The sequence below is a fragment of the Limnoraphis robusta BA-68 BA1 genome, from assembly GCF_034932365.1.
GTDB lineage: Bacteria > Cyanobacteriota > Cyanobacteriia > Cyanobacteriales > Microcoleaceae > Capilliphycus > Capilliphycus robustus.
On record NZ_JAYGHR010000019.1, the window covers coordinates 1 to 21,247 of the forward strand.

Here is a 21,247-nt window from a genome sequence, read left to right on the forward strand (position 1 = left end):
TTGCATCGATTAGATGCTGGGTTTTTCAACTGGTTGAATACCCTGCCAGTAGAGTTATTATAGCATTAGAAAGAGCCTTATATCCCCATACCTGAAGGTAGGGGCGTGTGCGGCAATTTTTGGTAAAGTTCACACTTATATTCAAGTTGTCTTCTGAACTCGTAAAAGCCCATATCGCCGATAGCTTTAGCTAACTTATGATTCGCCATCATACCTGATACGTTGAGATCTTCAATCACGATTTGGCTGTGGTTCTTAGCCAAGTATGTGGTGAGCTTGTGCAACGTATCTTTGCGAATATTAGCGATTTTCTGATGCAGCTTGGCTATCTTGAGAGTAGCTCTTTGAGCGTTGGCAGAACCTTTGACTTTTCGACGGTTTAACCATTGCAAGCGAGAAAGTTTTGATTCTAGCTTGCGATATGACTTTGCGCCATCAAACACCTCTGAGGTTGATAAAGTAGCCAGAGATTTAACCCCTAAATCAACCCCGACAACATCAATAAATTTGGGCGTTGGCATCGGTTCAACTTCAAAGCTGAAGCTGACAAACCATCGATCTGCCGTTCGGGACACAGTTACAGACTTGGGCTTAACATGATCGCTTATACGCTCAAAAGTTCTCACCCAACCAATGCGAGGAAGTTTAACTTTAAAAGAGTCTAGTTTGATTGAACCGTCAAGAGTAAAGCTATCGCCTCTCCCTTTCTTCTTAAAACGGGGTTGTTTTGAGACTTTTTTAAAACATCGTTTCCAGGCGATCGCCAGGCTTCTCAGTGCATTTTGGGGAGCCGATTTAGATGATTCGTAATACCAGGGGTTTTCGGGTTTTACCAACGCCACCAACCACTTATTTGACATACTCCCCATTTCTAAAGAAAGGGGATTCTCCAAGCAAGAGCGGATTTGGATTACTGGTTCATTGACAACCCTTACAGCATACTGGTTTCCCAATCAACTCCAGAGGGGTGAGTCTCCCCAGTCGTTCATCCCATTTCAGAGATAGTTTCGGTATGCCCTACCGTACTTGAGAAAAAATGCTTTATTCTCTGTACTTGGTGCTTTAAGGTTTTATATGGCCAAAGCATTTCTTGCAAGAACCCCATACCTTAAGTTTTCAAGGTTCATTGCATCCATTAGATGCTGGGTTTTTAGACTGGTTGAATACCCTGCCAGTAGAGTTATTATAGCATTTTTCCTGGCCTTATATCCCCATACCTAAAAGGTAGGGGCGTGTGCGGCAATTTTTGGTAAATCAATTCCGGTGGGAAATTTAATCTTTTTATTCGGGTTGGCTTTGTTGTGTTCGAGAATACCCAAGGTAATACTTAACCCCCAATTCCAAGCATGGCGTGCGGTTCCGGCGTGACGGATAAATGCCGTTTGCTGTTTATTGTTGGGATTAATCTCGGTCTTAAATGCGATTCTCATTTAAAGGATTCAGCAACGTCTCTCAACTCTTTCATCAGATTCTTGTTCTTGTGACTTCTTGACCCATAAAGTCTAGCGGAAAAAACGGTGATTATTTCTAGAACATCCTCGAAAGCAGGATTTTTGACGGGCCGATCAGGGGCTATAGACGGTTTGTGCCATTTTAGTCGCCACTTTACCGAGATTAGACCCCATACAGAGACTTCTGTGAAGTCCCTGTTCGTTCGTTGAAATGGGCTTTCGTTTATCGTTTCGAGTATTGAGGAGCTTTACGGGCTTTGCGTAACCCATACTTTTTCCGTTCTTTAGCACGGGGGTCACGAGTTAAATATCCCTCAATTTTCAAAGGATGACGATTATCAGGACTCAGTTCACACAAGGCTCGAGCTACCCCTAAACGGATAGACTCAGCTTGACCCGTTAGACCTCCCCCTTTGACATTAACGAGAATGTCATAATCGGTTTCTAAGCCCAGAGTTTCTAGAGGGGCTTTAGCAGAGGAGACATAACTAGCATTAAATTGGAGATAGGATTCACCATCTCGACCATTAATCAACAGTTGTCCTGTGCCTGGAACTAGGCGAACTCGGGCGATTGAAGATTTCCGACGACCCGTACCCCAATAAACGGCGCGATCAGTATCAGTTACTTGCATTATTGATCTCCTGTGGGAATGGTGTTAATGGTAAGGACTTCAGGCTGTTGAGCGGTGTGGGGATGATTCGGGCCGGGGTAGACTTTCAGCTTTGTAAACAGTTGTCGTCCCAGGGCATTTTTCGGCAACATTCCCTTAACGGCTTGTTCGATAATTCGTTCAGGAATACGACCTTGCAAATGTTCAAAGGTTTCCATCTTCATACCGCCCGGTCTACCCGAATGACGGCGATAAAGTTTTTGGGAGCTTTTTTTGCCAGTCACTTGAACTTTTTCGGCATTAACAACAATTACAAAATCTCCCGTATCCATATGGGGAGTATAGGTCGGCTTTTTCTTGCCCCGAATAATGCTGGCAATTTCAGTCGCTAGGCGACCCAGCCGTTGATCGGCCGCATCAACCACATACCATTTTCGCTCAATTGAGTCTTCGGTAGGAAGGTAAGTTTTAATGGTCATTGTTCGCTATCCTTTAGCTTACGGACATTAAGTTATCATCAGATCAACTATTGACAACAGAGCAATAGTCATAGGCAATTAGATCAAGTCACTTCAGGGAGCTTAGGAGAAATGAGTCCTGGAGAAAGAGGCGGGAGTAGAACCCAGTACCCACTCTGGATAGGTATCAAACCAGACATCCGGCTCGAAGGGAAAGTCAGGATAGCCGACTCGTAGTAGACAAAGACCCTGAGCTGGAGCCGAATATTTAACGAGATCTCGGCGTTCGTGAACCCAGATCTCGGTAAAGTTTTCCAGCGATCGCCCCAGGGAGCCGACTTCGACCAATAATCCCACCAGCAGCCGCATCATCCCGTATAAAAAACCACTGGCTTGTACTTCAATCCGAATAAACGGCCCTTGTCGCTGACAGGAGACTTCCTGCACCTCCACCCAGGCGTGAGGGCGACGGGTGCCAGCGCGTTGGAAAGCACTGAGATGATGACGTCCCAGTAAGGGGTTCAATGCCGCTTGCATGAGGTTTTCATCCAAGGGGGCATGGTAATAATGCCAACTCCAGGGACGCACAAACAAATTCGGTCGCGAGTCAGTGTACAGCAGATAACGATAACGTCTCCAGAGGGCGGAGAAGCGGGCGTGCCAACGTTGGTCTACTTGAGCAGAGGCACGAATCAGAACATCTGAAGGCAAGCGATGATTGAGGATGGTTGCCCATCGATAGCCAGGAATCGGCCCCGTTGCCTCAAAATGAGCCACTTGAGCGGCAGCATGAACGCCTGCATCGGTGCGGCCAGCACCATGTAGGGTGACAGGATGATTCAGGACAGTGGCAATCGCCGTTTCTATTTCTTCCTGCACGGTTCGTCCATTGGGTTGCCGTTGCCACCCGTTAAAGTCAGTTCCCTGGTATTGAATCACTAAGGCAATGCGTTTGCGATCGCTCGTCGGCAAGTCTTGGGTTTCCCTGATTCCTTCTGATGTCGTCCGATTCATGCCTGAGTGTCTCTTGTCTTGGGTGCTGGTTTTCTCCTGAACATCTCAAGATTAAACCAGTTCAATAATCGCCATTTCTGCATTATCACCCCGACGGCGTACCGTTCTGACAACGCGGGTATATCCCCCGTTCCGCGATCCGTATCGGTCTTGAGCGGCTTCAAACAAAGCGTGTACAAGCTGTTTATCATAGATGTATCCCATTGCCGCCCGTCTGGCGGATAAGGAGCCATCTTTAGCCAAGGTAATCATTTTTTCGGCTTCAGATTGTACCGCTTTGGCTCGGGTTTTGGTGGTGGTGATTCGACCATGACGAATCAATTCAGTCGCCAGCGATCGCAGTAAGGCTTTGCGCTGGTCTGCGGGTTTACCCAGTTTGGGAATACGACAACGATGACGCATAATAACTTCCGATTAACAACGTGATAACTAGCGATCTAGCAGGTCTAGTGTGATTTTTCCCAAGCGTTGCAGGGGAGCTAGCCATTTGCCTTCCCCTGCGATTGCATCCTCTCTGTCTCGGACGCTCAGGGTTTACTTGCCCTTTCTTGAGGTAAAGTAATTCCCAGGCGTTTTTGTAGGGCTTCTATCACCTCTTCGGCTGACTTTTGACCAAAGTTTTTAATTTCTAACAGGTCTTCTTGGGTATAGTCCCGTAAGTCTGCCACTGAGTTGATTTGAGCGCGTTTGAGACAGTTGTAAGCTCGCACAGAAAGCTGGAGTTCTTCGATCGGGATTTGACTGGTCGGATCGACATCATCCGTCTGATCCGTTTTAATAGATTCAAGGGTGATATCTTTGAGCGGAACAAACAAATCCACCAAGATTGTCGCGGATAGGCTTAAGGCTTCTTGAGGAGTCAGACTGCCATTCGTCCAGATCTCCATAATCAGCCGATCTTTCTCCACCGATCCCCCAATCCTCGCATCCTCAACCGTATAATTGACCTTGCGAACGGGCATGAACACGGCATCAATTTGTAGAAAATCAACCGCCGTTGTTTCATCTCGATTCCGATCTACCGCTCGATACCCCGTTCCTTTCTCGACCTGAAATTCCATTTCCAAGGTTGATCCCGGAGACAGGGTAGCGATATATTGGTTTTTGTCTACAACTTCAACCTCTGAGGGCAGGTCAAAGTGACCTGCGGTAACAGTAGCCGGCCCTTGAACCAGTAAACGACCAATTTGTCTTTGGTTAGAATAACTATTAAGGACGACTTCCTTCAAGTTCAGCAAGATTTCTAATACATCTTCTCTTACCCCTTCAATTGTGGCAAACTCATGGTTAACTCCGGCAATCCGAACGGCTGTGATTGCTGTTCCTTCTAAGTTTGACAGGAGTACCCGTCTGAGTGCGTTGCCGACAGTTGTTCCCTGACCCCGATCTAGCGGTTCCAGGACAAATTTACCGTATTGACTCCGGTCTGTATCAGTGTTTGACTCAATACACTCAATCTTAAATTGCGCCACCGATTGACCTCCCTTCTCCTTTGAACCCCGAAGTGTATTTGATTAAAAGCGAAAAATGAAAAAGGACTGACATTTTTCATTTTTCATTCGCATCCCAGCACTGTGAGTTCCTAATCAGACGCGACGCCGTTTAGGAGGACGGCAACCATTATGAGGAATGGGTGTAATGTCTCGAATCAGGGTAATTTCCAATCCCGCCCCTTGCAATGCTCGAATTGCTGTTTCTCGACCCGCACCCGGGCCACTCACCATGACTTCAATTTGTCGCATTCCTTGGTCATTGGCTCGCCGTCCGGCATTTTCAGCCGCCGTCTGAGCGGCAAAAGGAGTCCCTTTTTTAGCCCCTTTAAACCCTGTAGATCCAGCCGAAGCCCAAGAAACGACTTCACCGTTGGGATCAGTAATCGTCACGATGGTATTGTTGAAAGTCGATTGAATGTAAGCGACCCCATTGGGTACGTTCCGCTTTTGCTTTTTTGTTCCTGACTTTTTCGATGGTTTTGCCATAGTCTTTTCTCTAACATGATCTCTTTCGTATCCCTTGCCCACCAGCGAGTTTGGCAAGCTGGTGATTGGGTTCTAGCCCCTTCAACTGGATTATTTCTTGGAGCTTGCCTTTTTCTTACCCGCCACTGTGCGTCTAGCGCCCCGACGAGTTCTCGCATTAGTGCGGGTTCGCTGACCCCGTACAGGCAGACCCATGCGATGACGGCGGCCCCGATAGGTGCCAATATCCATCAGACGCTTGATGTTCATCGCTTCCCAGCGTCTGAGATCTCCTTCGACTTGATATTGTCCCTGAACCAAAGCGCGTAAGGCGGCGACTTCCGCATCGCTTAGGTCTTTAACTCGGGTATCTGGGTTGACCCCTGTTTCTGCCAAAATTTCTCGGGACCGTGATAGTCCAATTCCGTAAATGTAAGTCAGACCAATTTCAACACGTTTATCTCGTGGAAGGTCTACTCCGGCTATACGTGCCACACTTGTTTCTCCTGTGAAATACGTGATCTGAAGTTACTTGATTCGCTGATGCAGTAGAATAGCTGCATAATCTTTCACTACCGCGCTCCCCGTCTAAAAATCTTGAGGTGAGCGCAGGTTTTGCTACAACCTTCTTGGGCTAATTGCAGTTCGCTTTGGTAATGGTCGCTTCAATGAGTCGCAATTGGGGTTGAGCTGAAATCAACTCAACGGGTTTTGAGCGAGTAGAATGTTTCTGAACTGGGTCAGACTTGACTCTACATGAGTTTCTCTCAAAGAGCTGATTCAAAGTTCTCGGAGAACTAGGTCTCACTGTTCTGCTAACCTATCCTTGTCGCTGTTTGTGCTTGGGATTGGAACAAATCACCATTACTCGGCCACGACGACGGATGACGCGACACTTTTCACAAATTTTCCGCACGGATGCTCTTACTTTCATGCCGATTCTGGCAATACTACAACAAATTTATTATTATATCATTGATTGAGAAAGTTGATCCAGTATTTTTACCTTTTGCCAATCAAAAAGGCAGTGGATCAACCTCAACCTACTTCTTCTTCAGGCGATATGTAATTCTCCCTTTAGTCAGATCGTAAGGAGTTAATTCCACCTTAACGCGGTCTCCCGGTAAAATTTTGATGTAGTTGCGGCGAATCTTGCCAGAAATATGAGCTAAAACATTGAACCCATTATCAAGATCCACACGAAACATCGCATTCGGAAGAGACTCTGTGACTGTCCCTTCCATCTCAATCAAATCTTGCTTAGACAAGCTGTTGTTTCCTCAATTCAACCAAACTGCTCCTGTCACCCTTCGTTGATCTTTTTGGCAGACTAGCTCTAACCCCTAAGACACTGGCGGTCAAGATGCAATTCTTAACATATTTTATCAAAATCTTCAAATAAAGGGTGGGACTTATGTCAAGGGGAGACCGCCTTTTGCGGTTAGAGCCAAGCCTCAAGAACAATTCCACCAGGTAGATGAAGACGGGTGCCTTTTTCAACTCATTAAATTCCCACTTCCCTTTGGGGAGAGAACAAGAGACAATTAGGCTGCAACAATTGCCTTTTTCAACTCAGCCGTCACCTGATCAACGGAGAGATTGCCATTAACAATACTCAACTGATTGCGATCACGATAAAACTGAATCAAGGGTTCAGTTTGTTCGTGATAGACTTGCAAACGATGGCGAATGGTTTGTTCACAATCATCAGCCCGTCCCCGAGCCAATAAACGCTCAATCAGAACCTGATCAGGAACTTCTAAATTGATAGTATTCAGGCTTTTGTCCTGAGCATTTTCAGAAGCATTTTCAGCCTTCTGTTGCAGCACCACCTGTTCAATAAAAGTGGCTTGAGCGACATTGCGAGGAAAACCATCAAGAATCCAACCCTTTTGAGCATCCGGTTGATGGAGGCGATCTAGTACCATATCTAGAATTAATCCATCAGGAACCAAATCGCCGCGATCCATGAAGGCTTTAGCTTTTTGACCCAGATCAGTCTGTTGAGCTACATGAGTTCTCAAGATGTCTCCAGTTGAGATATGAGGAACTTGAAACAGCTCCGACACCCGTGCTGCCTGTGTCCCTTTACCTGAACCTGGAGGCCCTAAGAAAATAACTTGAACCACTATCGCTTCACCATTCCTTCATAGCGTTGAGAAATCACATAGGTTTGCACCTGTTTCGCCGTATCAATCGCCACCCCCACTAAAATCAGCAGAGAAGTAGCACCAAACCCCCGAAAAGTAGGAACCCGAGTCGCCGTTTCAACCACCGTGGGAATAATCGCGACAAACCCTAAAAAGATCGCCCCCAAAAAGGTCAATCGATTCAGAACCCGCTCAATATATTCAGTCGTGGCTTTACCCGGACGAATCCCCGGAATCGAAGCGCCCATTTTCTTCAAGTTCTGAGCCATGTCTACAGGTTGCAAAATCAGCGACGCATAGAAATAGCTAAAGAACAAAATGAGCGTCAAATAGAAAGCGGCATATAGCCAAGGCGTTGGCCCGTTCGGACTGAGAGCCGTAGCGACTTGAACTAAAATCGGATTGTTGGTAAATTGCGATAGGGATGCAGGTAAAATCAGAACAGCCGAAGCAAAAATGATCGGCATCACCCCACCCTGATTCAGTCGCAACGGCAGATAACTGGTTTTTTCCCGATAAAGTTTACGACCGACCTGACGACGTGCCGAAACAATTGGAATTCGCCGTGTTCCTTCTTGAACAAAGACAATTCCGACGATCATCGCCAAGAAAATCAGCAACAGGATAATCACCCGACCGACAATGGCGCGATCGCCACTTTGAGCCAACTCAATCGTATTTCCCAGAGAGCGGGGCAGAACCGCAACAATATTCACAAAAATCAGCAACGAAGCCCCGTTACCAATTCCTCGTTCTGTAATCAGTTCAGACACCCACATGACAAACATCGCCCCGGCTGATAAGGCAAGGACGACCTCTGCGGTAAACAAAGGCCCCGGATTTTCGGCAAAAGGACTGACCCACAATGCCAAACCGATACTTTGCAGAACAGACCATCCTAAAGCCACATAGCGAGTGATCTGAGAAATCTTCCGCCGTCCGGCTTCCCCTTCATTTTTCTGCAAATCTTCTAAAGTGGGTAATGCTGCCGTCATCAACTGCATGATGATCGAAGCATTAATAAAGGGTAAAATTCCTAAAGCAAAAATCCCCAGGGCTGAAAGACCACCTCCAACGAATAAATCCAAAAAGCCAATCACGGGACTGTTTTGAATATTTTCGCTAAATGCAGCGCGATCAATTCCAGGAATGGGTAAGAAAACGCCCAAACGGACTAAAATCAGTAAGCCAATCGTCACGAGGATACGACCTCGCAACCCGGCGGCTTGAGCCATCTGCATGAATGTCTCTTGTGCAGTTGGCGCTTTATCTCGACTAACGACCATGAAGGACTCCCTATGAACAAACCCAGTTGAACCTGGAGTTCTCAGTTTTGCTCTGTCTGAGTTTCCTGAGTGTCTCCATTTGTTTCACGGCTGGCATCCATCGGTTCACAGCTTCCACCTGCGGCTTCAATTTTTGAGCGAGCCGTTTGGGTAAAAGCGGCGGCTCGGACTCGAAGCGCGACATTGAGTTCTCCGTCTCCTAAGACTTTTAACGGCCCGTTATTGGCGGTTAAAATTCCGGCTTCTTGTAGAGACTCAAGCGTTACTTCTGTACCTGCGCTCAGAGATGCCAACTTTCCTACATTAATGGTAGTGTACTGTTTCCGATTAACTTGGGGAAAGCCCTTTAATTTGGGCAAACGTCGGTAGAGGGGATTTTGACCTCCTTCAAATCCCGGTCGGGTGCTACCACCGGAGCGAGATTTTTGACCGCGCATCCCTTTGCCACAACTTGCACCTTGGCCGGCTGAAATACCTCGACCCAGGCGACGGCGGCGCTTACGGGAGCCGGCTTTTGGTACGGCATCTTCTAATCTCATTGTTTTTTATCGATTGTCAATGATCAGTTTTAACTGGAGACACGTAGCTCCAACTCAGGTGATAATTTTGATTGGGAATCAAGCGGCTCAACCATAGAGCTGCTCAATGGAAATGCCCCGTTCTCGGGCAACTTCTGACAAGGTTCGCAAGCCGATGAGCGCATCAACGGCAGCACGGGCATTATTGAGAGGGTTACTGGAACCGAGTTGCTTGGCGAGGATATTCCGAACGCCTGCAAGTTCGAGAACAGTTCGGACTGCTCCCCCTGCAATTACTCCAGTACCAGGTGCTGCGGGTCGAATTAGCACTTTGGCACCGCCACCTTCTCCTTGAACGAGATGGGGAATGGAATAGGATTTGGTCAGAGGCACTTCAATCACGTTTTTGCGACCGTCTGCGACCCCTTTTTTCACGGCTCCAATTACATCGGCGGCTTTTCCAACCCCGACGCCCACTTGACCGCGTTCGTTACCCACAATCACAATGGCACGGAAACTGAGTTTTTTACCGCCCTTGACCACTTTCGTCACCCGACGAATCTGCACGACTCGTTCTTGCCATTCCGTTTCTTTTTCTTTGGTGCGATTTCCTTTTTTCCGACGTTGCTGTTGTTGCTGTTCTGCCATAATCGTTTATCCTTTGATCAAGTTAAGCTGTGAAATGGCGATCTTAGAAGTCTAAACCTGCTTCTCGGGCTGCATCGGCTAGAGCTTTAACTCGTCCGTGATACAAATAGCCGCCTCGATCAAAAACAACTTTGCTGATGCCTTTGGAGAGTAAACGTTGGGCGACAAGCTGTCCGACTTGCACAGATGCTTCACAGGTTCCTCCAGTTTCCATCTGAGTTTTGAAATCGGGATCGAGACTAGAGGCAGCCGCCAGGGTATGATGCTGAGTATCATCAATCACCTGAGCATAGATATGTTTGTGAGAGCGAAACACAGCCAGCCGAGGTCGTTCGGGAGTGCCAAATACTTGGCGTCGGACACGACGATGGCGACGAAGGCGTGATTCTTGTCGAGTCTGTTTCATAGTCTATTTTTTCTTACCTGTTTTACCTGCTTTGCGTCTGACTAATTCTCCGGCATAGCGAATGCCTTTGCCTTTGTAGGGTTCAGGGGGACGAACAGCCCGAATTTGAGCGGCTACATTCCCGACAATTTCTTTATCGATGCCGCTAACAATCACGTTGGTGTTGTTTTCAACCGCTACGGTGATGCCTTGCGGGGGATTCATCTCAACAGGTTTACTGTAGCCAACATTGAGAATCAAATTTCTTCCTTGAACTTGCGCCCGATACCCCACGCCTTGAATTTCTAGGCGTTTTTCAAAGCCTTTGGAGACACCATCAACCATATTGGCAACGAGAGTTCGACATAATCCATGTCGTTGACGAGCCACACGAGACTCATCACGCCGTTTAACGAGTAAGGCTTCACCCTCTTGTTCGAGTAGGACTTGAGCGGGTAAAACCCGAGTCAGTTCTCCTTTAGGGCCTTTGACGGTAATTTGTTGTCCCTCAATGGTTAAGGTAACTTTTTGGGGAATCGGAATTGGGCGTTTACCAATTCTAGACATAATGCTTTTGTCAGTTGTGAGTTGTCAATTTTTGTGAGTTAAAAAGCCATTCGTCGAGAGGGTTTAAACCTTCGGCTCTGCTAACTAACTCGACTTACCAAATGTAACAAAGCACTTCTCCACCGATGCCTTGACTACGGGCTTCTCTGTCGGTCATCACTCCCCGAGAGGTGGAGATAATTGCAATGCCAATCCCACCTAAAACTCGTGGGAGTTCTTTCCGATTGCTATAGACTCTCAAACCAGGTCGGCTGACACGCTTGAGCTTTTTGATAATCGGGGTGCGAGTTTTAGGATTGTACTTCAAAGACAGGACGAGAGATCTTTTAATTCCTTCTCCTGTTTCTTCAAACTCTCCAATGAAGCCTTCCTCGCGAAGCACTCGGGCGATGCTGCGCGTCATTTTGGTCGAGGGAATTTGTGTGGTTTGATGCCGCGCCAAGCAAGAGTTGCGAATGCGCGTCAACATATCTGAAATGGTATCGTTTGTTGCCATAGTTGTCTCGTTATTAGAAACGGATATTGACGAATGAAGAACGGATGCGCGTTGACTCAAGGCCGCATAGACTGATGACAAGGGTAAAAAGTGAATCCGTTTTTCTACTGACTATCCGTTGTAAATCTGATAGCCTTAGTTTTCCCGGAAGGGCATTCCCATTTCTTTGAGTAAAGCCCGTCCTTCTTCGTCAGACTGAGCGGTGGTAATAATTGAAATATCTAAACCCCGGATTTGATCGATGCTGTCGTATTCGATTTCCGGGAAAATGAGCTGTTCTCGAACGCCCAAACTATAATTTCCTCTCCCATCGAAGCTTTTGGGGCTAATGCCGCGAAAGTCTCGAATTCGAGGTAATGACAGGTGAATCAGTCGCTCTAAAAAGGAATACATCCGATCTGAGCGTAATGTCACCATCACCCCAACAGGCATCCCTTGACGAATTTTAAATCCAGCGATCGCTTTTTTCGCTCGAGTGACAACGGGTTTTTGTCCAGTGATCACGGCAATTTCATTAAGGGAGGAATCCAAGGCTTTGGCATTCTGTGAAGCTTCTCCCAAGCCTCGATTTAGGGTAATTTTAACGAGCTTGGGAACTTGATGGATATTTTGATATCCAAATTGCTCCATCAGTTTGGGAACAACTTTTTCGAGATACTGAGTCTTGATTTGAGTAGCGGTCATAGTGTTTTGCTCCTTTTTAATCCCTGGGCTTGGTCAGGGAAGGTTTAATTGAGAGATTAGAATAAATTTCTCCGAGTTCCTGTCGAGAAATTAATCGATGATTTCTCCAGTTTTTTTGAGCATTCGCACTTTTCTACCTTCTTCAGTGAAGGTATAACTAATGCGACTCGCCACTTTTTCTTTGGTGGAATAAAGCATGACGTTTGAGCTATGAATCGGAGCTTCAAAGGTAATAATTTTACCGGATTCTCCTTCTTGTTGAGGCTTTACGTGTTTGGTGCGAATATTAACATCCTTAACCACAACCTTGCTCAACTTCGGGATTGCTCGGATCACTTCTCCAACTTTACCCTTATCTTTTCCGGCGATAATTTGCACCGTATCGCCTTTTTTAACGTGCATTTGATGACGTTCGAGTTTCTGTTGTTTTTTATAAGGCATTAGATGACCTCCGGCGCAAGAGACACAATTTTCATGTAATTTTTCTCCCGCAGTTCCCGAGCAATCGGGCCAAATACGCGGGTTCCTTTGGGATTGCCTTCTGGGTTAATAATCACGGCTGCATTATCGTCAAAGCGGATACTCATCCCACTGTCACGGCGTAGACTATGACGAGTTCTGACAACAACGGCTCTAACGACATCAGAGCGTTTAACAGCCATGTTCGGAATCGCATCTTTAACCACTGCAATAATCTCATCGCCGATCCGGGCATAGCGACGATTACCCCCTCCCAGGATGCGGATACACATTAATTTACGCGCTCCGCTATTATCAGCAACATTAAGAATAGTCTGTGGTTGAATCATGACACTTCATGGATAGTTTAGAGGTGAATTTTCACTGAATTTCTGAGCGGGTTTGCTGAAAATTACTCAGCTTTGCCACTTAGAATTTCAATCACATTCCAACGTTTCGTTTTACTCAGGGGGCGAGTTTCTTGAATGCGGACTCTATCCCCTTCTTTACATTGATTGTCTTCGTCGTGAGCGTTATAGTGCTTCGTTTTCACAACAATTTTTCCATACTTGGGATGGGGCGAGCGGTTTTCTACAGCCACCACCACAGTTTTCTGCATTTTGTTGCTGATCACTAAGCCAACTCGTTCTTTAATTGCCATAGTTTAGTTTGCCGCGATAGTTCGTAAAACTCAAAAGAATTGGTGCTAATTCGACTGTCTACACAGGGCGATCGCTTAAGCTGATACGGGTTCATCGGTCGTGCTAGCCGAGGCTGTTTTTTCTGCTTCTGCCTGCTGTTGTCGCTCCCGTTCAACCGTTAGCAATTGAGCCAATTCATGTTGAGCGTGTTTGAACTCATGAGGCTTTTCTAAACGTCCTGTTGCTTTGAGCAAACGCAGATTAGCCAGATTTTTTTTGAGTTCTATAATTCGGTTAGACAGTTGCTCATCATTTAACTGTCTTGCTTCTTTAACCTTCGGAAAAGACATAACTTGATCCTTAACCTTCGATGTATCCTTTACCCTGTCCCTTTACTCTTCGGAGGTTTCCTCCTGTTTTTGCTGCATAATAAACTTGGTCTTAATCGGTAATTTAAAAGCAGCTAAACGCATGGCTTCCCGGGCGATTTCTTCAGAAACCCCATCCAGTTCAAACATGATCCGTCCGGGCTTAACCACAGCCACCCAATATTCGGGAGCGCCTTTACCGGAACCCATCCGAGTTTCCGCCGGACGCATGGTAATCGGTTTGTCTGGAAAAATCCGAATCCAAATTTTTCCACCCCGACGAATATAACGAGTCATCGCCCGACGTGCGGCTTCGATTTGACGTGCGGTAATCCAGGAGGGTTCGAGAGCTTGCAAGCCATATTCCCCGAAAGTCAGGGTACTTCCTCGGGTCGCTAGACCTCTCATCCGGCCCCGTTGTTGTTTGCGGAATTTTGTTCTTTTGGGACTTAACATCGGTGGTTGATAGTGAGTTGTTGGCTATCTGTCCAAGGTGAAAAGCCATGATTTGCGGCTTTTCTATCCTTTATTCAGAGCGATCATCATATTTTTGACGTCGCGGTTGTTTGCGTTTAGGTTGACCGGCATTGGCGTTTGATGTCTCTTCTTGTCCAGGGATAATTTCGCCTTTGAACACCCACACCTTAATGCCGAGAATGCCATAGATCGTCAAAGCCGTGCAGTAAGCGTAGTCAATATCAGCCCGTAGGGTATGCAGAGGCACTCGACCTTCGCGAGTCCACTCTGTCCGCGCAATTTCAGCCCCGTTGAGACGACCACTAACTTGAACTTTAATGCCTTCAATCCCTGCTTTTTGCGCTCGGGTAATGGCTTGACGAACCACCCGACGGAAGGACACCCGTTTTTCGAGCTGTTGAGCGATGTATTCGGCGATCAACCGAGCATCCGCATCGACTCGGGCGACTTCTACAACGTTGATGCGAATTTGACGATTACTGCCCAGTTCTTTTTGTAAACCGACTCGCAGAGATTCAATCCCCGTACCGCCTCGGCCAACGACTACCCCGGGTCGAGCGGTCATCACTTCTAAGTCGATTTGATCGGCTTTGCGCTCTATCCGTACATCCGAAATGCCTGCATTATTAAGGTTTTTTTGAATGTATTGGCGGATTTTATAGTCTTCCTGCAAGAGTTCGGGATAATGTTTAGCATCAGCGAACCATCTGGATTTGTGTTCTTGGGTGATTCCTAAACGAAAACCGACTGGATTAATTTTTTGTCCCATAGCGAATTAAGTTATGAAATGGGTTAACGATTCATCATTGGATTGAAAGGTACAAGATTGAATGGGCGTAAGGGTGCAACTCGTGCATTTTGATCTAGCTGTCAACTTCAGGGGCGACAGCCACCGTAATATGACAAGTGGGTTTGCGAATTTGGTATGCTCGACCTTGAGCGCGAGGCCGATAGCGTTTTAAACTCGGCCCTTGATCCGCAAAAGCCTGAGAAACAACGAGGGTGGCTGGATCTAAGCCCTGATTGTGTTCGGCATTGGCAACGGCAGAACGCAAAACCTTGAGAATCGGCTGACAAGCCCGATAAGGCATAAATTCTAAAATGATCAACGCCTCTCGATAGGAGCGTCCCCGAATTTGGTCGAGGACTCGTCGTACTTTGTGAGGCGACATCCGGATATAGCGAGCGATCGCTTTAATTTCTGTGCTAGTGTCTACAGGCATTATTGTTTCCTCGATCCCTTAGATGTGGAGATGGCGCTCTAAACGCCTTTCCCCGTCAATGACTTCGGGGAGTGATTTCACCCTATCGGCGAGCCTTTTTGTCGCCTCCAGCATGGCTGCGATAAGTCCGAGTGGGGGCAAATTCACCTAACTTATGTCCCACCATTTGCTCTGTGACAAACACAGGAACGTGTTGGCGGCCATTATGAACGGCGATGGTGTGACCTACCATCAGAGGCAAAATGGTCGAAGCTCGTGACCAGGTTTTGATCACTTCTTTTCCTTTTTTGCCACTGGCATCCAAGGCGGCGACTTTTTTGAGTAAATGATCGGCGACAAATGGGCCTTTCTTCAGTGAACGAGACATAATGACAGCTCTATGGGTTTAATGTACAGCGTTCAAAATTGCACGCGATTTCCCCAAGGGGATTAACTTTGACGACCACCTTTACCGCGCTTGGAAGACTTCCGACGACGACGCACAATTAAGGCTGTGCTGCGTTTTTTGGCGTTCCGGGTTTTCATCCCTAAAGCGGGCTTACCCCAAGGCGTACAGGGGCCACTGCGACCGATGGGAGCGCGTCCTTCTCCACCACCATGCGGGTGATCGACAGGGTTCATAACGCTACCCCGAACGGTAGGTCTTTTTCCTTTCCAACGGTTACGACCGGCTTTACCGATACTGACGTTGCGAGCTTCGATGTTCCCGACTTGTCCGATGGTGGCATAGCAACGAGCCGAGACTTTGCGCTGTTCTCCAGAGGGCAGTTTCAGGGTGACATATTCCCCTTCTTTTGCCATGAGTTGAGCGGTTGCGCCTGCGGAGCGAACCATTTGTCCGCCTTTACCGGGAACTAATTCGATGTTGTGAATATCGGTTCCTAACGGAATTCTCGATAAGGGTAAAGCGTTACCGACTTCAATGGCTGAATCTGGCCCTGAAACAATCACGGTGCCGACTTTTAAGCCAAGCGGATGCAAAATGTATCGCTTTTCGCCGTCGATATAGTGCAGCAAAGCGATACGGGCGTTGCGGTTAGGGTCGTATTCGATTTGAGCGACTTTGGCCGGGATATTGTGTTTATCGCGGCGAAAATCGATGATCCGGTAGAGTTTTTTATGTCCTCCACCCCGATGACGACAGGTAATTACACCTCGGTTATTGCGTCCCTTATGGCGATGTTTGGATGCGATTAGGGAGCGTTCGGGTTCGGTGTGTGTAATTTCAGCAAAGTCTGAAACTGAATGCTGTCGGGTACTTGGGGTATAGGGTCGATATGAACGAATTCCCATAATTGGCCCTCTTTTTTAATCTGCAAAAAACAGTCCTAAATGATCAATTTCCCTTAAACTTCTGGGAATAGAACTTTTCTTAAGGGTTCTCCATCCTCTAGGGTGACAATGGCTCGTTTATAACGAGATTTGTATCCGATAAATTTGCCGACTCTACGCCGTTTTCGGGGAGGATTATGAGTATTGACGCTTAGGACTTTCACGGAGAACAGGAGTTCTATCGCGTCTTTAATTGTGGGCTTACTCGCTCGGGGATCGACATCAAAGGTGAACTGGTTTAGCTCCATTAGGATGGTCGCTTTTTCGGTCACGATGGGTCGTTTCACCACATCAGCGAGATCGCGGGTCTGATATTCAGTCACCGTAAACCTCCTGGATTTTCTCAAGAGCTGCGGGTGTGGTCACAATGTAGTCGGCGTTGAGGATGTCATAGACATTGATACTATCGGCTAGACAAATTCTCATCCGAGCAATGTTGCGTCCTGAAAGATAAACGTTTTCTTGTTTTTCGGGAAGAACTAACAACACTTTAGATTCCGCACCGACTCCCCAACGACTCATCGCAGCCACTAGGTCTTTGGTTTTCGGACGGGGAAGTTGTTCGACAAATTCTTCAACGACTACGATATCTGCTGTGCGACTTTGCAAAGCTGTCCGTAAAGCCAGACGTCTTTCTTTGCGGTTCATTTTTTGGGAGTAGTCCCGAGGTTTTGGCCCAAAAATGACACCGCCTCCCCGCCACAAGGGAGAACGAATTGACCCGGCTCTGGCTCGACCTGTGCCTTTTTGTCTCCAGGGCTTGCGTCCGCCGCCTCGGACTTCTGAGCGGGTTTTGGCGCTAGCTGTCCCTTGACGGGCGTTGTTCATCTGTCGCACTAAGGCTCGATGAACGATGTGGGAGGCGTTTGCTTCTTTGGCAACTTTCAGGTCTAGGTTGGCTTGTCCAACTTCAACGCCTTCCCAGTTGCGTACAACACAATCAACCATGTTTCTCTCCTCTCTATTTCCGCCCTACTAGGTTGGTTGGGGTGATATTGAGTAAACCGCCTGGTTTTCCGGGAACTGCTCCTTTGATCAGCAGTAAGTTGCGTTCGAGATCGATCCGCACTATGGTCAGTTTGCGGGTGGTTATTTGTTTTCCGCCATAACGTCCAGCCATCTTTTTACCCGGATAAACGCGACCTGGGGTGGTTCCAGGGCCAATCGAACCCGGTTGACGGTGGTTTTTTGAACCGTGAGCCATTGGCCCTCGCTTGAAGTTATGTCGTTTTTGAAAACCCGCAAAACCCCGGCCCATGCTGATTCCGCTTACATCGACGATCTGACCGGGTTCAAACAGATCGGCTTTGAGTTCCTGACCGAGTTCGTAGCTACTGGTATCTTCTAAACGATACTCTCGCAGATGACGAACCAGCCGTCCTCCTGACTTAACCAGGTGTCCCTGTTCGGCATTACTGAGATATTTGTTAACCTCTTTGCCGGGGGATCTGACGGTGTTTAATTTGCGGGTTTTGTCTTTTACTTCCCCGTAACCGAGCTGGATGGCGGTGTAGCCATCGGTGGGTTCGGTCTTAATCTGGGTGATAATGCACGGCCCTGCTTGAATGACCGTCACCGGAATGGCTATCCCGGTTTCGGCTTCAAACACTTGGGTCATGCCGAGTTTTGTGCCAAGGATACCTATAGACACTTCAACTAGCCTCTCTACTCTAATTCCGAACTTTGTTGAGTGGTTCTCCCGTCAAATTGGGTCGGGTTGAGGGGAGTCTTTAAGGGTCTCCGACCAGACAGCCTGCTTTTTTAGGTTCGACGATCAACTTGCTTTGTGCTAACACTCTGTCTAACTTGATCGTCTCAGCAGGTTTTTTTGTAATTTGTTTGCCGCAGGAACGCTCCAGTTGCTCATCCAAGCCACCGTTTGTCCAACGGCTATAATGGATTTTTGCTTTATTGGGTTTGCTGAGGATTACTTCTGAAAATCTCGTTGACCGAGTTCCAGATCCTCACCTTTTGGGATGTTCAGACACGCGAAAAACTTTTCCTACTCAAACTGTAGGATAAAGAGTCGGCTACCTGACACGGCTTTAAGCTATCAACTTGTTTAAGCTGCTCTGTTACCGAAGAATTTCCTCGATACCGAATCAACGTCGCTAGGACTTGAACGGTTGTTCCGCTCAGTATCCTTCATAGGAGAAGGTCAAACCCGATAATTTGCCCGGAGTCGCTGCGATTAGCTTTCACTGAGGTTCACTTTCACTTCACTGATTTGACTCAGCAAGCAACTCTTGAGAGCATGATCGATCTGACACTGTAAGCTTTCACTTAATCTGTGTTTTTGCTTCTCTGAACCTAACGGTTTTTTGACATTTGGCGACAATTTTTTATTTTATTTGAAAATTGGAAGTTTGTCAAGCTTTATCTGGAATTTTTTCCCAGGGTTTTTCCAATTTCGCAAAGGGGCTGAACCTTAACCCTATAATATCTATGAATTGAGCGCAGAAATTCGTAATTTTACTATGGCATTAATCACAACGGGCCGTAAACTGATTCGAGACTTAGAAACTCAGGGTTCCTTGGCTTTGTACGTTCCTTTAGAGGGGGGTATGGAGGGACGCTACCATCGTCGCTTACGGGCTGCGGGTTATACAACCTACAGCTTATCAGCCCGAGGCTTAGGGGATTTATCTGCCTATTTAACGGGAGTGCATGGGGTACGCCCGCCTCACTTGGGAAAGAAAAGTAGCGGTAATGAAGCGGCGGTCGGTAATGTTTATTATGTTCCTCCTCTGATTAACTATCAACTCGAACACCTCCCTTCTAACTCAAAGGGATTAGTATTGTGGCTGATAGAAGGTTTTGTTTTGTCGAGTCAAGAAATTGAATTTCTGACTCAATTATCGACTCTTGAACCACGAGTAAAGATCGTAATTGAGATGGGAGGGGATCGCGTTTTTCGTTGGCAGCCTCTCAAAGAAGTTTTAGCTGCTGCTTAGACCAGGGAACTGGGGACTGTTTTTACAGTGACCAGTTACTAGCAATGTTAATAACTGTAAACTGTAAAAACTCCCCATCCCCCATATCCTCATATTTTCATCTTTTCTTGCCTTTTTCCGACTAGCTGTAGCGTTGATAACGTGTGATTAATGCTACCCGTAGAGTCCCGAGGACTGGGGAGCTAGAAATCGATCTAAATCTGATCAAGCTTGGGAGCAACTGCACTTCAGTTTTCTGCTGGGGTGTATGACGAATTTGAGCGGGAGTATGTCACCATATTAATTGTGACAATGAACAGTTCCCCCCTCCAATCCTTGCAAAACGGCAACTGGTTCAAACTGATTTGCGGAGCCAGTTACCAACATTTGCCTGCGGTTCGCAACCTCACCCTTGCTTATACCCTCGCAGGTGTAGACTGTATTGACGTTGCGGCCGATCCAGCCGTGATTGCTGCGGCTCAAGAGGCAATGGCAACAGCCGAACATTGGGTGAAGTTAGCCCAAAAGCAAGGGTTTAGATCGATCCATAAACCTTGGCTGATGGTCAGCTTCAACGACGGAGAAGATCCCCATTTTCGCAAAGCCGAGTTTGACTCCACGGCTTGTCCGGCGGATTGTTGGCGACCCTGCGAAAAGGTTTGTCCGGCGGGTGCGATCGCCTTTAACGATCAAGCTGAAGCATCCGAGGGCGGTGTTATCGATCCGCTTTGCTATGGCTGCGGTCGGTGCATCCCCATTTGTCCCAGTCAGATCATCTGGACTCGCTCCTATGTATCAACTCCAGAAAACATTGCACCCTTAGTGCTATCAACTGGAGTAGATGCCATTGAGATTCATACACAGGTCGGCAGAGTCTCTGATTTTAGACGACTTTGGTACAGTGTGCAACCCTGGATCGGTCAACTCAAACTGGTTGCCATTAGTTGTCCTGATGGTCGGGATCTGATTGACTATTTGTGGACGCTGTATGAGATCATCTCTCCTTTGCCTTGTCCACTGATCTGGCAAACCGACGGTAGACCGATGAGTGGGGATATCGGGGCGGGAACGACCACAGCTAGTATCAAACTGGGTGAAAAAGTGTGTTCGGCGAACTTGCCGGGATATGTGCAGCTAGCGGGTGGTACCAACCATTCTACAGTTGCCAAACTGAAATCTATTGGGTTACTCGCACAGCAACAGCAAAACCAACCCCAAAGCGGGGAAGGTGGGGCTGTGTTGATGAACCCTCAAGCCTCTAAAAAAACTGTGGCGGGTGTAGCCTATGGCAGCTATGCCCGTGTTTTGTTGTCACCGCTTTTAGAAAAACTAGAATCAAAATATACCCCTGAACCTGGGTCAACCCCAAAACATAATCTGGGGTTAACAACGATCGCTCAACCCAAAGCGCTCACCCAACTGGAAACCCACCCAGATCTGCTTTGGCAAGCGGTGAGCCTAGCTTATTCCCTCGTTGCCCAACTCAAGGGATTTTAGTCAGCCGAAAGGGGTTAATCGTTCGGAACCGAAGCAATGTTATCCCGGCTATTCCACTCCCGTTTAACCCCAAAAACTCGCCCCTGACC

33 protein-coding genes and 1 pseudogene are annotated in these 21,247 nt (G+C 47.3%); 2 read left to right on the forward strand and 32 right to left on the reverse strand.

What is annotated here, in order from left to right; genetic code table 11:
* Positions 1-77: 77 nt before the first annotated feature.
* The 32 genes and pseudogenes from VB836_RS09670 to rplC form a co-directional block, all read right to left on the reverse strand.
* Positions 78-860: an RNA-guided endonuclease InsQ/TnpB family protein gene (locus VB836_RS09670; protein ID WP_323219165.1), complete on the reverse strand. Its 783-nt coding sequence runs from the start codon at positions 858-860 to the stop codon at positions 78-80.
* Positions 861-1,217: 357 nt separating this feature from the next.
* Positions 1,218-1,430: a helix-turn-helix domain-containing protein gene (locus tag VB836_RS09675; RefSeq protein ID WP_046277201.1), complete on the reverse strand. Its 213-nt coding sequence runs from the start codon at positions 1,428-1,430 to the stop codon at positions 1,218-1,220.
* Positions 1,427-1,540: pseudogene (locus VB836_RS09680) on the reverse strand (IS607 family transposase); the annotation flags it as partial. The pseudogene VB836_RS09680 and the gene VB836_RS09675, both read right to left, overlap by 4 nt.
* Before the next feature lie 134 nt (positions 1,541-1,674).
* Positions 1,675-2,085, reverse strand: coding sequence for a 30S ribosomal protein S9 (rpsI, locus tag VB836_RS09685; protein WP_323219166.1), 411 nt, complete (start codon positions 2,083-2,085; stop codon positions 1,675-1,677).
* Positions 2,085-2,543 (reverse strand): 50S ribosomal protein L13, encoded by a 459-nt coding sequence (rplM, locus tag VB836_RS09690; protein ID WP_323219167.1) that lies wholly within the window; start codon positions 2,541-2,543, stop codon positions 2,085-2,087. Before rplM ends, rpsI begins: the two co-directional genes overlap by 1 nt.
* A 102-nt stretch (positions 2,544-2,645) precedes the next feature.
* Positions 2,646-3,536, reverse strand: coding sequence for a tRNA pseudouridine(38-40) synthase TruA (gene truA / locus VB836_RS09695; RefSeq protein ID WP_323219168.1), 891 nt, complete (start codon positions 3,534-3,536; stop codon positions 2,646-2,648).
* A 51-nt stretch (positions 3,537-3,587) separates the two neighbouring features.
* Positions 3,588-3,938 carry a 50S ribosomal protein L17 gene (gene rplQ, locus VB836_RS09700; RefSeq protein ID WP_046277197.1) on the reverse strand — a complete coding sequence of 117 codons (351 nt, stop codon included), beginning with the start codon at positions 3,936-3,938 and terminating at the stop codon, positions 3,588-3,590.
* A gap of 125 nt (positions 3,939-4,063) precedes the next feature.
* On the reverse strand, positions 4,064-5,008 hold the full coding sequence (locus VB836_RS09705; RefSeq protein WP_323219169.1) for a DNA-directed RNA polymerase subunit alpha: 945 nt from the start codon (positions 5,006-5,008) through the stop codon (positions 4,064-4,066).
* A gap of 114 nt (positions 5,009-5,122) precedes the next feature.
* Entirely contained in the window at positions 5,123-5,515 is a 393-nt protein-coding gene (gene rpsK, locus VB836_RS09710; protein WP_046277195.1) for a 30S ribosomal protein S11, read from the reverse strand.
* Positions 5,516-5,605: 90 nt separating this feature from the next.
* On the reverse strand, positions 5,606-5,989 hold the full coding sequence (rpsM, locus tag VB836_RS09715; RefSeq protein ID WP_046277194.1) for a 30S ribosomal protein S13: 384 nt from the start codon (positions 5,987-5,989) through the stop codon (positions 5,606-5,608).
* 325 nt (positions 5,990-6,314) lie between these two features.
* Complete coding sequence (gene rpmJ / locus VB836_RS09720) at positions 6,315-6,428, reverse strand: 50S ribosomal protein L36 (protein ID WP_071782548.1); 114 nt, start codon at positions 6,426-6,428, stop codon at positions 6,315-6,317.
* A gap of 109 nt (positions 6,429-6,537) precedes the next feature.
* Complete coding sequence (gene infA, locus VB836_RS09725) at positions 6,538-6,762, reverse strand: translation initiation factor IF-1 (RefSeq protein ID WP_009782729.1); 225 nt, start codon at positions 6,760-6,762, stop codon at positions 6,538-6,540.
* A 276-nt stretch (positions 6,763-7,038) separates the two neighbouring features.
* Positions 7,039-7,623 (reverse strand): adenylate kinase, encoded by a 585-nt coding sequence (locus tag VB836_RS09730; protein WP_046277193.1) that lies wholly within the window; start codon positions 7,621-7,623, stop codon positions 7,039-7,041.
* Positions 7,623-8,930 (reverse strand): preprotein translocase subunit SecY, encoded by a 1,308-nt coding sequence (gene secY / locus VB836_RS09735; RefSeq protein WP_323219173.1) that lies wholly within the window; start codon positions 8,928-8,930, stop codon positions 7,623-7,625. Before secY ends, VB836_RS09730 begins: the two co-directional genes overlap by 1 nt.
* 41 nt (positions 8,931-8,971) lie before the next feature.
* Positions 8,972-9,469 carry a 50S ribosomal protein L15 gene (gene rplO, locus VB836_RS09740; protein WP_323219175.1) on the reverse strand — a complete coding sequence of 166 codons (498 nt, stop codon included), beginning with the start codon at positions 9,467-9,469 and terminating at the stop codon, positions 8,972-8,974.
* 87 nt (positions 9,470-9,556) lie between these two features.
* Positions 9,557-10,096 (reverse strand): 30S ribosomal protein S5, encoded by a 540-nt coding sequence (rpsE, locus tag VB836_RS09745; protein WP_323219176.1) that lies wholly within the window; start codon positions 10,094-10,096, stop codon positions 9,557-9,559.
* A gap of 43 nt (positions 10,097-10,139) precedes the next feature.
* On the reverse strand, positions 10,140-10,502 hold the full coding sequence (gene rplR / locus VB836_RS09750; RefSeq protein ID WP_046277189.1) for a 50S ribosomal protein L18: 363 nt from the start codon (positions 10,500-10,502) through the stop codon (positions 10,140-10,142).
* Positions 10,503-10,505: 3 nt separating this feature from the next.
* Positions 10,506-11,048 (reverse strand): 50S ribosomal protein L6, encoded by a 543-nt coding sequence (rplF, locus tag VB836_RS09755; protein WP_323219177.1) that lies wholly within the window; start codon positions 11,046-11,048, stop codon positions 10,506-10,508.
* 94 nt (positions 11,049-11,142) lie between these two features.
* The gene (gene rpsH / locus VB836_RS09760; protein ID WP_323219178.1) at positions 11,143-11,544 is read right to left on the reverse strand and encodes a 30S ribosomal protein S8; all 402 of its coding nucleotides are present in this window, start codon (positions 11,542-11,544) and stop codon (positions 11,143-11,145) included.
* 135 nt (positions 11,545-11,679) lie between these two features.
* Complete coding sequence (gene rplE / locus VB836_RS09765; protein WP_046277186.1) at positions 11,680-12,228, reverse strand: 50S ribosomal protein L5; 549 nt, start codon at positions 12,226-12,228, stop codon at positions 11,680-11,682.
* Positions 12,229-12,318: 90 nt separating this feature from the next.
* On the reverse strand, positions 12,319-12,669 hold the full coding sequence (rplX, locus tag VB836_RS09770; protein ID WP_046277185.1) for a 50S ribosomal protein L24: 351 nt from the start codon (positions 12,667-12,669) through the stop codon (positions 12,319-12,321).
* The gene (rplN, locus tag VB836_RS09775; RefSeq protein ID WP_323219179.1) at positions 12,669-13,037 is read right to left on the reverse strand and encodes a 50S ribosomal protein L14; all 369 of its coding nucleotides are present in this window, start codon (positions 13,035-13,037) and stop codon (positions 12,669-12,671) included. Before rplN ends, rplX begins: the two co-directional genes overlap by 1 nt.
* Positions 13,038-13,099: 62 nt before the next feature.
* Positions 13,100-13,348, reverse strand: a complete 249-nt coding sequence (gene rpsQ / locus VB836_RS09780; protein WP_323219180.1) for a 30S ribosomal protein S17 — start codon at positions 13,346-13,348, stop codon at positions 13,100-13,102.
* 75 nt (positions 13,349-13,423) lie between these two features.
* On the reverse strand, positions 13,424-13,678 hold the full coding sequence (rpmC, locus tag VB836_RS09785; protein ID WP_323219182.1) for a 50S ribosomal protein L29: 255 nt from the start codon (positions 13,676-13,678) through the stop codon (positions 13,424-13,426).
* A 42-nt stretch (positions 13,679-13,720) separates the two neighbouring features.
* Positions 13,721-14,152 (reverse strand): 50S ribosomal protein L16, encoded by a 432-nt coding sequence (gene rplP, locus VB836_RS09790; RefSeq protein ID WP_046277181.1) that lies wholly within the window; start codon positions 14,150-14,152, stop codon positions 13,721-13,723.
* Positions 14,153-14,222: 70 nt separating this feature from the next.
* Positions 14,223-14,942, reverse strand: coding sequence for a 30S ribosomal protein S3 (gene rpsC, locus VB836_RS09795; RefSeq protein ID WP_046277180.1), 720 nt, complete (start codon positions 14,940-14,942; stop codon positions 14,223-14,225).
* 94 nt (positions 14,943-15,036) lie between these two features.
* Positions 15,037-15,396 (reverse strand): 50S ribosomal protein L22, encoded by a 360-nt coding sequence (rplV, locus tag VB836_RS09800; RefSeq protein WP_046277179.1) that lies wholly within the window; start codon positions 15,394-15,396, stop codon positions 15,037-15,039.
* 82 nt (positions 15,397-15,478) lie between these two features.
* A complete protein-coding gene (rpsS, locus tag VB836_RS09805) occupies positions 15,479-15,763 on the reverse strand; it encodes a 30S ribosomal protein S19 (RefSeq protein WP_046277178.1) in 285 nt (94 codons plus the stop codon).
* Positions 15,764-15,825: 62 nt separating this feature from the next.
* Complete coding sequence (rplB, locus tag VB836_RS09810; RefSeq protein WP_046277177.1) at positions 15,826-16,689, reverse strand: 50S ribosomal protein L2; 864 nt, start codon at positions 16,687-16,689, stop codon at positions 15,826-15,828.
* A gap of 53 nt (positions 16,690-16,742) precedes the next feature.
* The gene (locus VB836_RS09815; RefSeq protein WP_046277176.1) at positions 16,743-17,051 is read right to left on the reverse strand and encodes a 50S ribosomal protein L23; all 309 of its coding nucleotides are present in this window, start codon (positions 17,049-17,051) and stop codon (positions 16,743-16,745) included.
* Positions 17,044-17,676 (reverse strand): 50S ribosomal protein L4, encoded by a 633-nt coding sequence (gene rplD, locus VB836_RS09820; RefSeq protein WP_323219184.1) that lies wholly within the window; start codon positions 17,674-17,676, stop codon positions 17,044-17,046. The genes VB836_RS09815 and rplD overlap by 8 nt, the downstream gene beginning before the upstream one ends.
* 13 nt (positions 17,677-17,689) lie before the next feature.
* Positions 17,690-18,379: a 50S ribosomal protein L3 gene (gene rplC / locus VB836_RS09825; RefSeq protein ID WP_046277174.1), complete on the reverse strand. Its 690-nt coding sequence runs from the start codon at positions 18,377-18,379 to the stop codon at positions 17,690-17,692.
* An 826-nt stretch (positions 18,380-19,205) separates the two neighbouring features.
* Here rplC and ndhN point away from each other — a divergent pair.
* Both ndhN and ldpA read left to right on the forward strand, forming a co-directional pair.
* Positions 19,206-19,682 (forward strand): NAD(P)H-quinone oxidoreductase subunit N, encoded by a 477-nt coding sequence (gene ndhN, locus VB836_RS09830; RefSeq protein ID WP_323219185.1) that lies wholly within the window; start codon positions 19,206-19,208, stop codon positions 19,680-19,682.
* 291 nt (positions 19,683-19,973) lie between these two features.
* On the forward strand, positions 19,974-21,158 hold the full coding sequence (ldpA, locus tag VB836_RS09835) for a circadian clock protein LdpA (RefSeq protein ID WP_323219187.1): 1,185 nt from the start codon (positions 19,974-19,976) through the stop codon (positions 21,156-21,158).
* The last annotated feature ends 89 nt before the right edge of the window (positions 21,159-21,247 follow it).

Excerpts from the sequence above, each read along its gene's own strand:
- rplR (WP_046277189.1), bottom strand. The coding sequence starts at position 10,502 with ATGAAACAGACTCGACAAGAATCACGCCTTCGTCGCCATCGTCGTGTC.
- rplD (WP_323219184.1), bottom strand. The coding sequence starts at position 17,676 with ATGGTTGATTGTGTTGTACGCAACTGGGAAGGCGTTGAAGTTGGACAA.
- rpmC (WP_323219182.1), bottom strand. The coding sequence starts at position 13,678 with ATGTCTTTTCCGAAGGTTAAAGAAGCAAGACAGTTAAATGATGAGCAA.
- rpmJ (WP_071782548.1), bottom strand. The coding sequence starts at position 6,428 with ATGAAAGTAAGAGCATCCGTGCGGAAAATTTGTGAAAAGTGTCGCGTC.
- rplM (WP_323219167.1), bottom strand. The coding sequence starts at position 2,543 with ATGACCATTAAAACTTACCTTCCTACCGAAGACTCAATTGAGCGAAAA.
- rpsC (WP_046277180.1), bottom strand. The coding sequence starts at position 14,942 with ATGGGACAAAAAATTAATCCAGTCGGTTTTCGTTTAGGAATCACCCAA.
- rpsK (WP_046277195.1), bottom strand. The coding sequence starts at position 5,515 with ATGGCAAAACCATCGAAAAAGTCAGGAACAAAAAAGCAAAAGCGGAAC.
- rplV (WP_046277179.1), bottom strand. The coding sequence starts at position 15,396 with ATGCCTGTAGACACTAGCACAGAAATTAAAGCGATCGCTCGCTATATC.
- ldpA (WP_323219187.1), top strand. The coding sequence starts at position 19,974 with ATGAACAGTTCCCCCCTCCAATCCTTGCAAAACGGCAACTGGTTCAAA.
- rpsQ (WP_323219180.1), bottom strand. The coding sequence starts at position 13,348 with ATGGCAATTAAAGAACGAGTTGGCTTAGTGATCAGCAACAAAATGCAG.
- rplE (WP_046277186.1), bottom strand. The coding sequence starts at position 12,228 with ATGACCGCTACTCAAATCAAGACTCAGTATCTCGAAAAAGTTGTTCCC.
- rplF (WP_323219177.1), bottom strand. The coding sequence starts at position 11,048 with ATGTCTAGAATTGGTAAACGCCCAATTCCGATTCCCCAAAAAGTTACC.
- rpsI (WP_323219166.1), bottom strand. The coding sequence starts at position 2,085 with ATGCAAGTAACTGATACTGATCGCGCCGTTTATTGGGGTACGGGTCGT.
- rplX (WP_046277185.1), bottom strand. The coding sequence starts at position 12,669 with ATGCCTTATAAAAAACAACAGAAACTCGAACGTCATCAAATGCACGTT.
- ndhN (WP_323219185.1), top strand. The coding sequence starts at position 19,206 with ATGGCATTAATCACAACGGGCCGTAAACTGATTCGAGACTTAGAAACT.
- rplO (WP_323219175.1), bottom strand. The coding sequence starts at position 9,469 with ATGAGATTAGAAGATGCCGTACCAAAAGCCGGCTCCCGTAAGCGCCGC.
- rpsE (WP_323219176.1), bottom strand. The coding sequence starts at position 10,096 with ATGGCAGAACAGCAACAACAGCAACGTCGGAAAAAAGGAAATCGCACC.
- VB836_RS09670 (WP_323219165.1), bottom strand. The coding sequence starts at position 860 with ATGTCAAATAAGTGGTTGGTGGCGTTGGTAAAACCCGAAAACCCCTGG.
- rplP (WP_046277181.1), bottom strand. The coding sequence starts at position 14,152 with ATGTTAAGTCCCAAAAGAACAAAATTCCGCAAACAACAACGGGGCCGG.
- rplN (WP_323219179.1), bottom strand. The coding sequence starts at position 13,037 with ATGATTCAACCACAGACTATTCTTAATGTTGCTGATAATAGCGGAGCG.
- VB836_RS09675 (WP_046277201.1), bottom strand. The coding sequence starts at position 1,430 with ATGAGAATCGCATTTAAGACCGAGATTAATCCCAACAATAAACAGCAA.
- rplB (WP_046277177.1), bottom strand. The coding sequence starts at position 16,689 with ATGGGAATTCGTTCATATCGACCCTATACCCCAAGTACCCGACAGCAT.
- rplQ (WP_046277197.1), bottom strand. The coding sequence starts at position 3,938 with ATGCGTCATCGTTGTCGTATTCCCAAACTGGGTAAACCCGCAGACCAG.
- rpsH (WP_323219178.1), bottom strand. The coding sequence starts at position 11,544 with ATGGCAACAAACGATACCATTTCAGATATGTTGACGCGCATTCGCAAC.
- truA (WP_323219168.1), bottom strand. The coding sequence starts at position 3,536 with ATGAATCGGACGACATCAGAAGGAATCAGGGAAACCCAAGACTTGCCG.
- rpsS (WP_046277178.1), bottom strand. The coding sequence starts at position 15,763 with ATGTCTCGTTCACTGAAGAAAGGCCCATTTGTCGCCGATCATTTACTC.
- secY (WP_323219173.1), bottom strand. The coding sequence starts at position 8,930 with ATGGTCGTTAGTCGAGATAAAGCGCCAACTGCACAAGAGACATTCATG.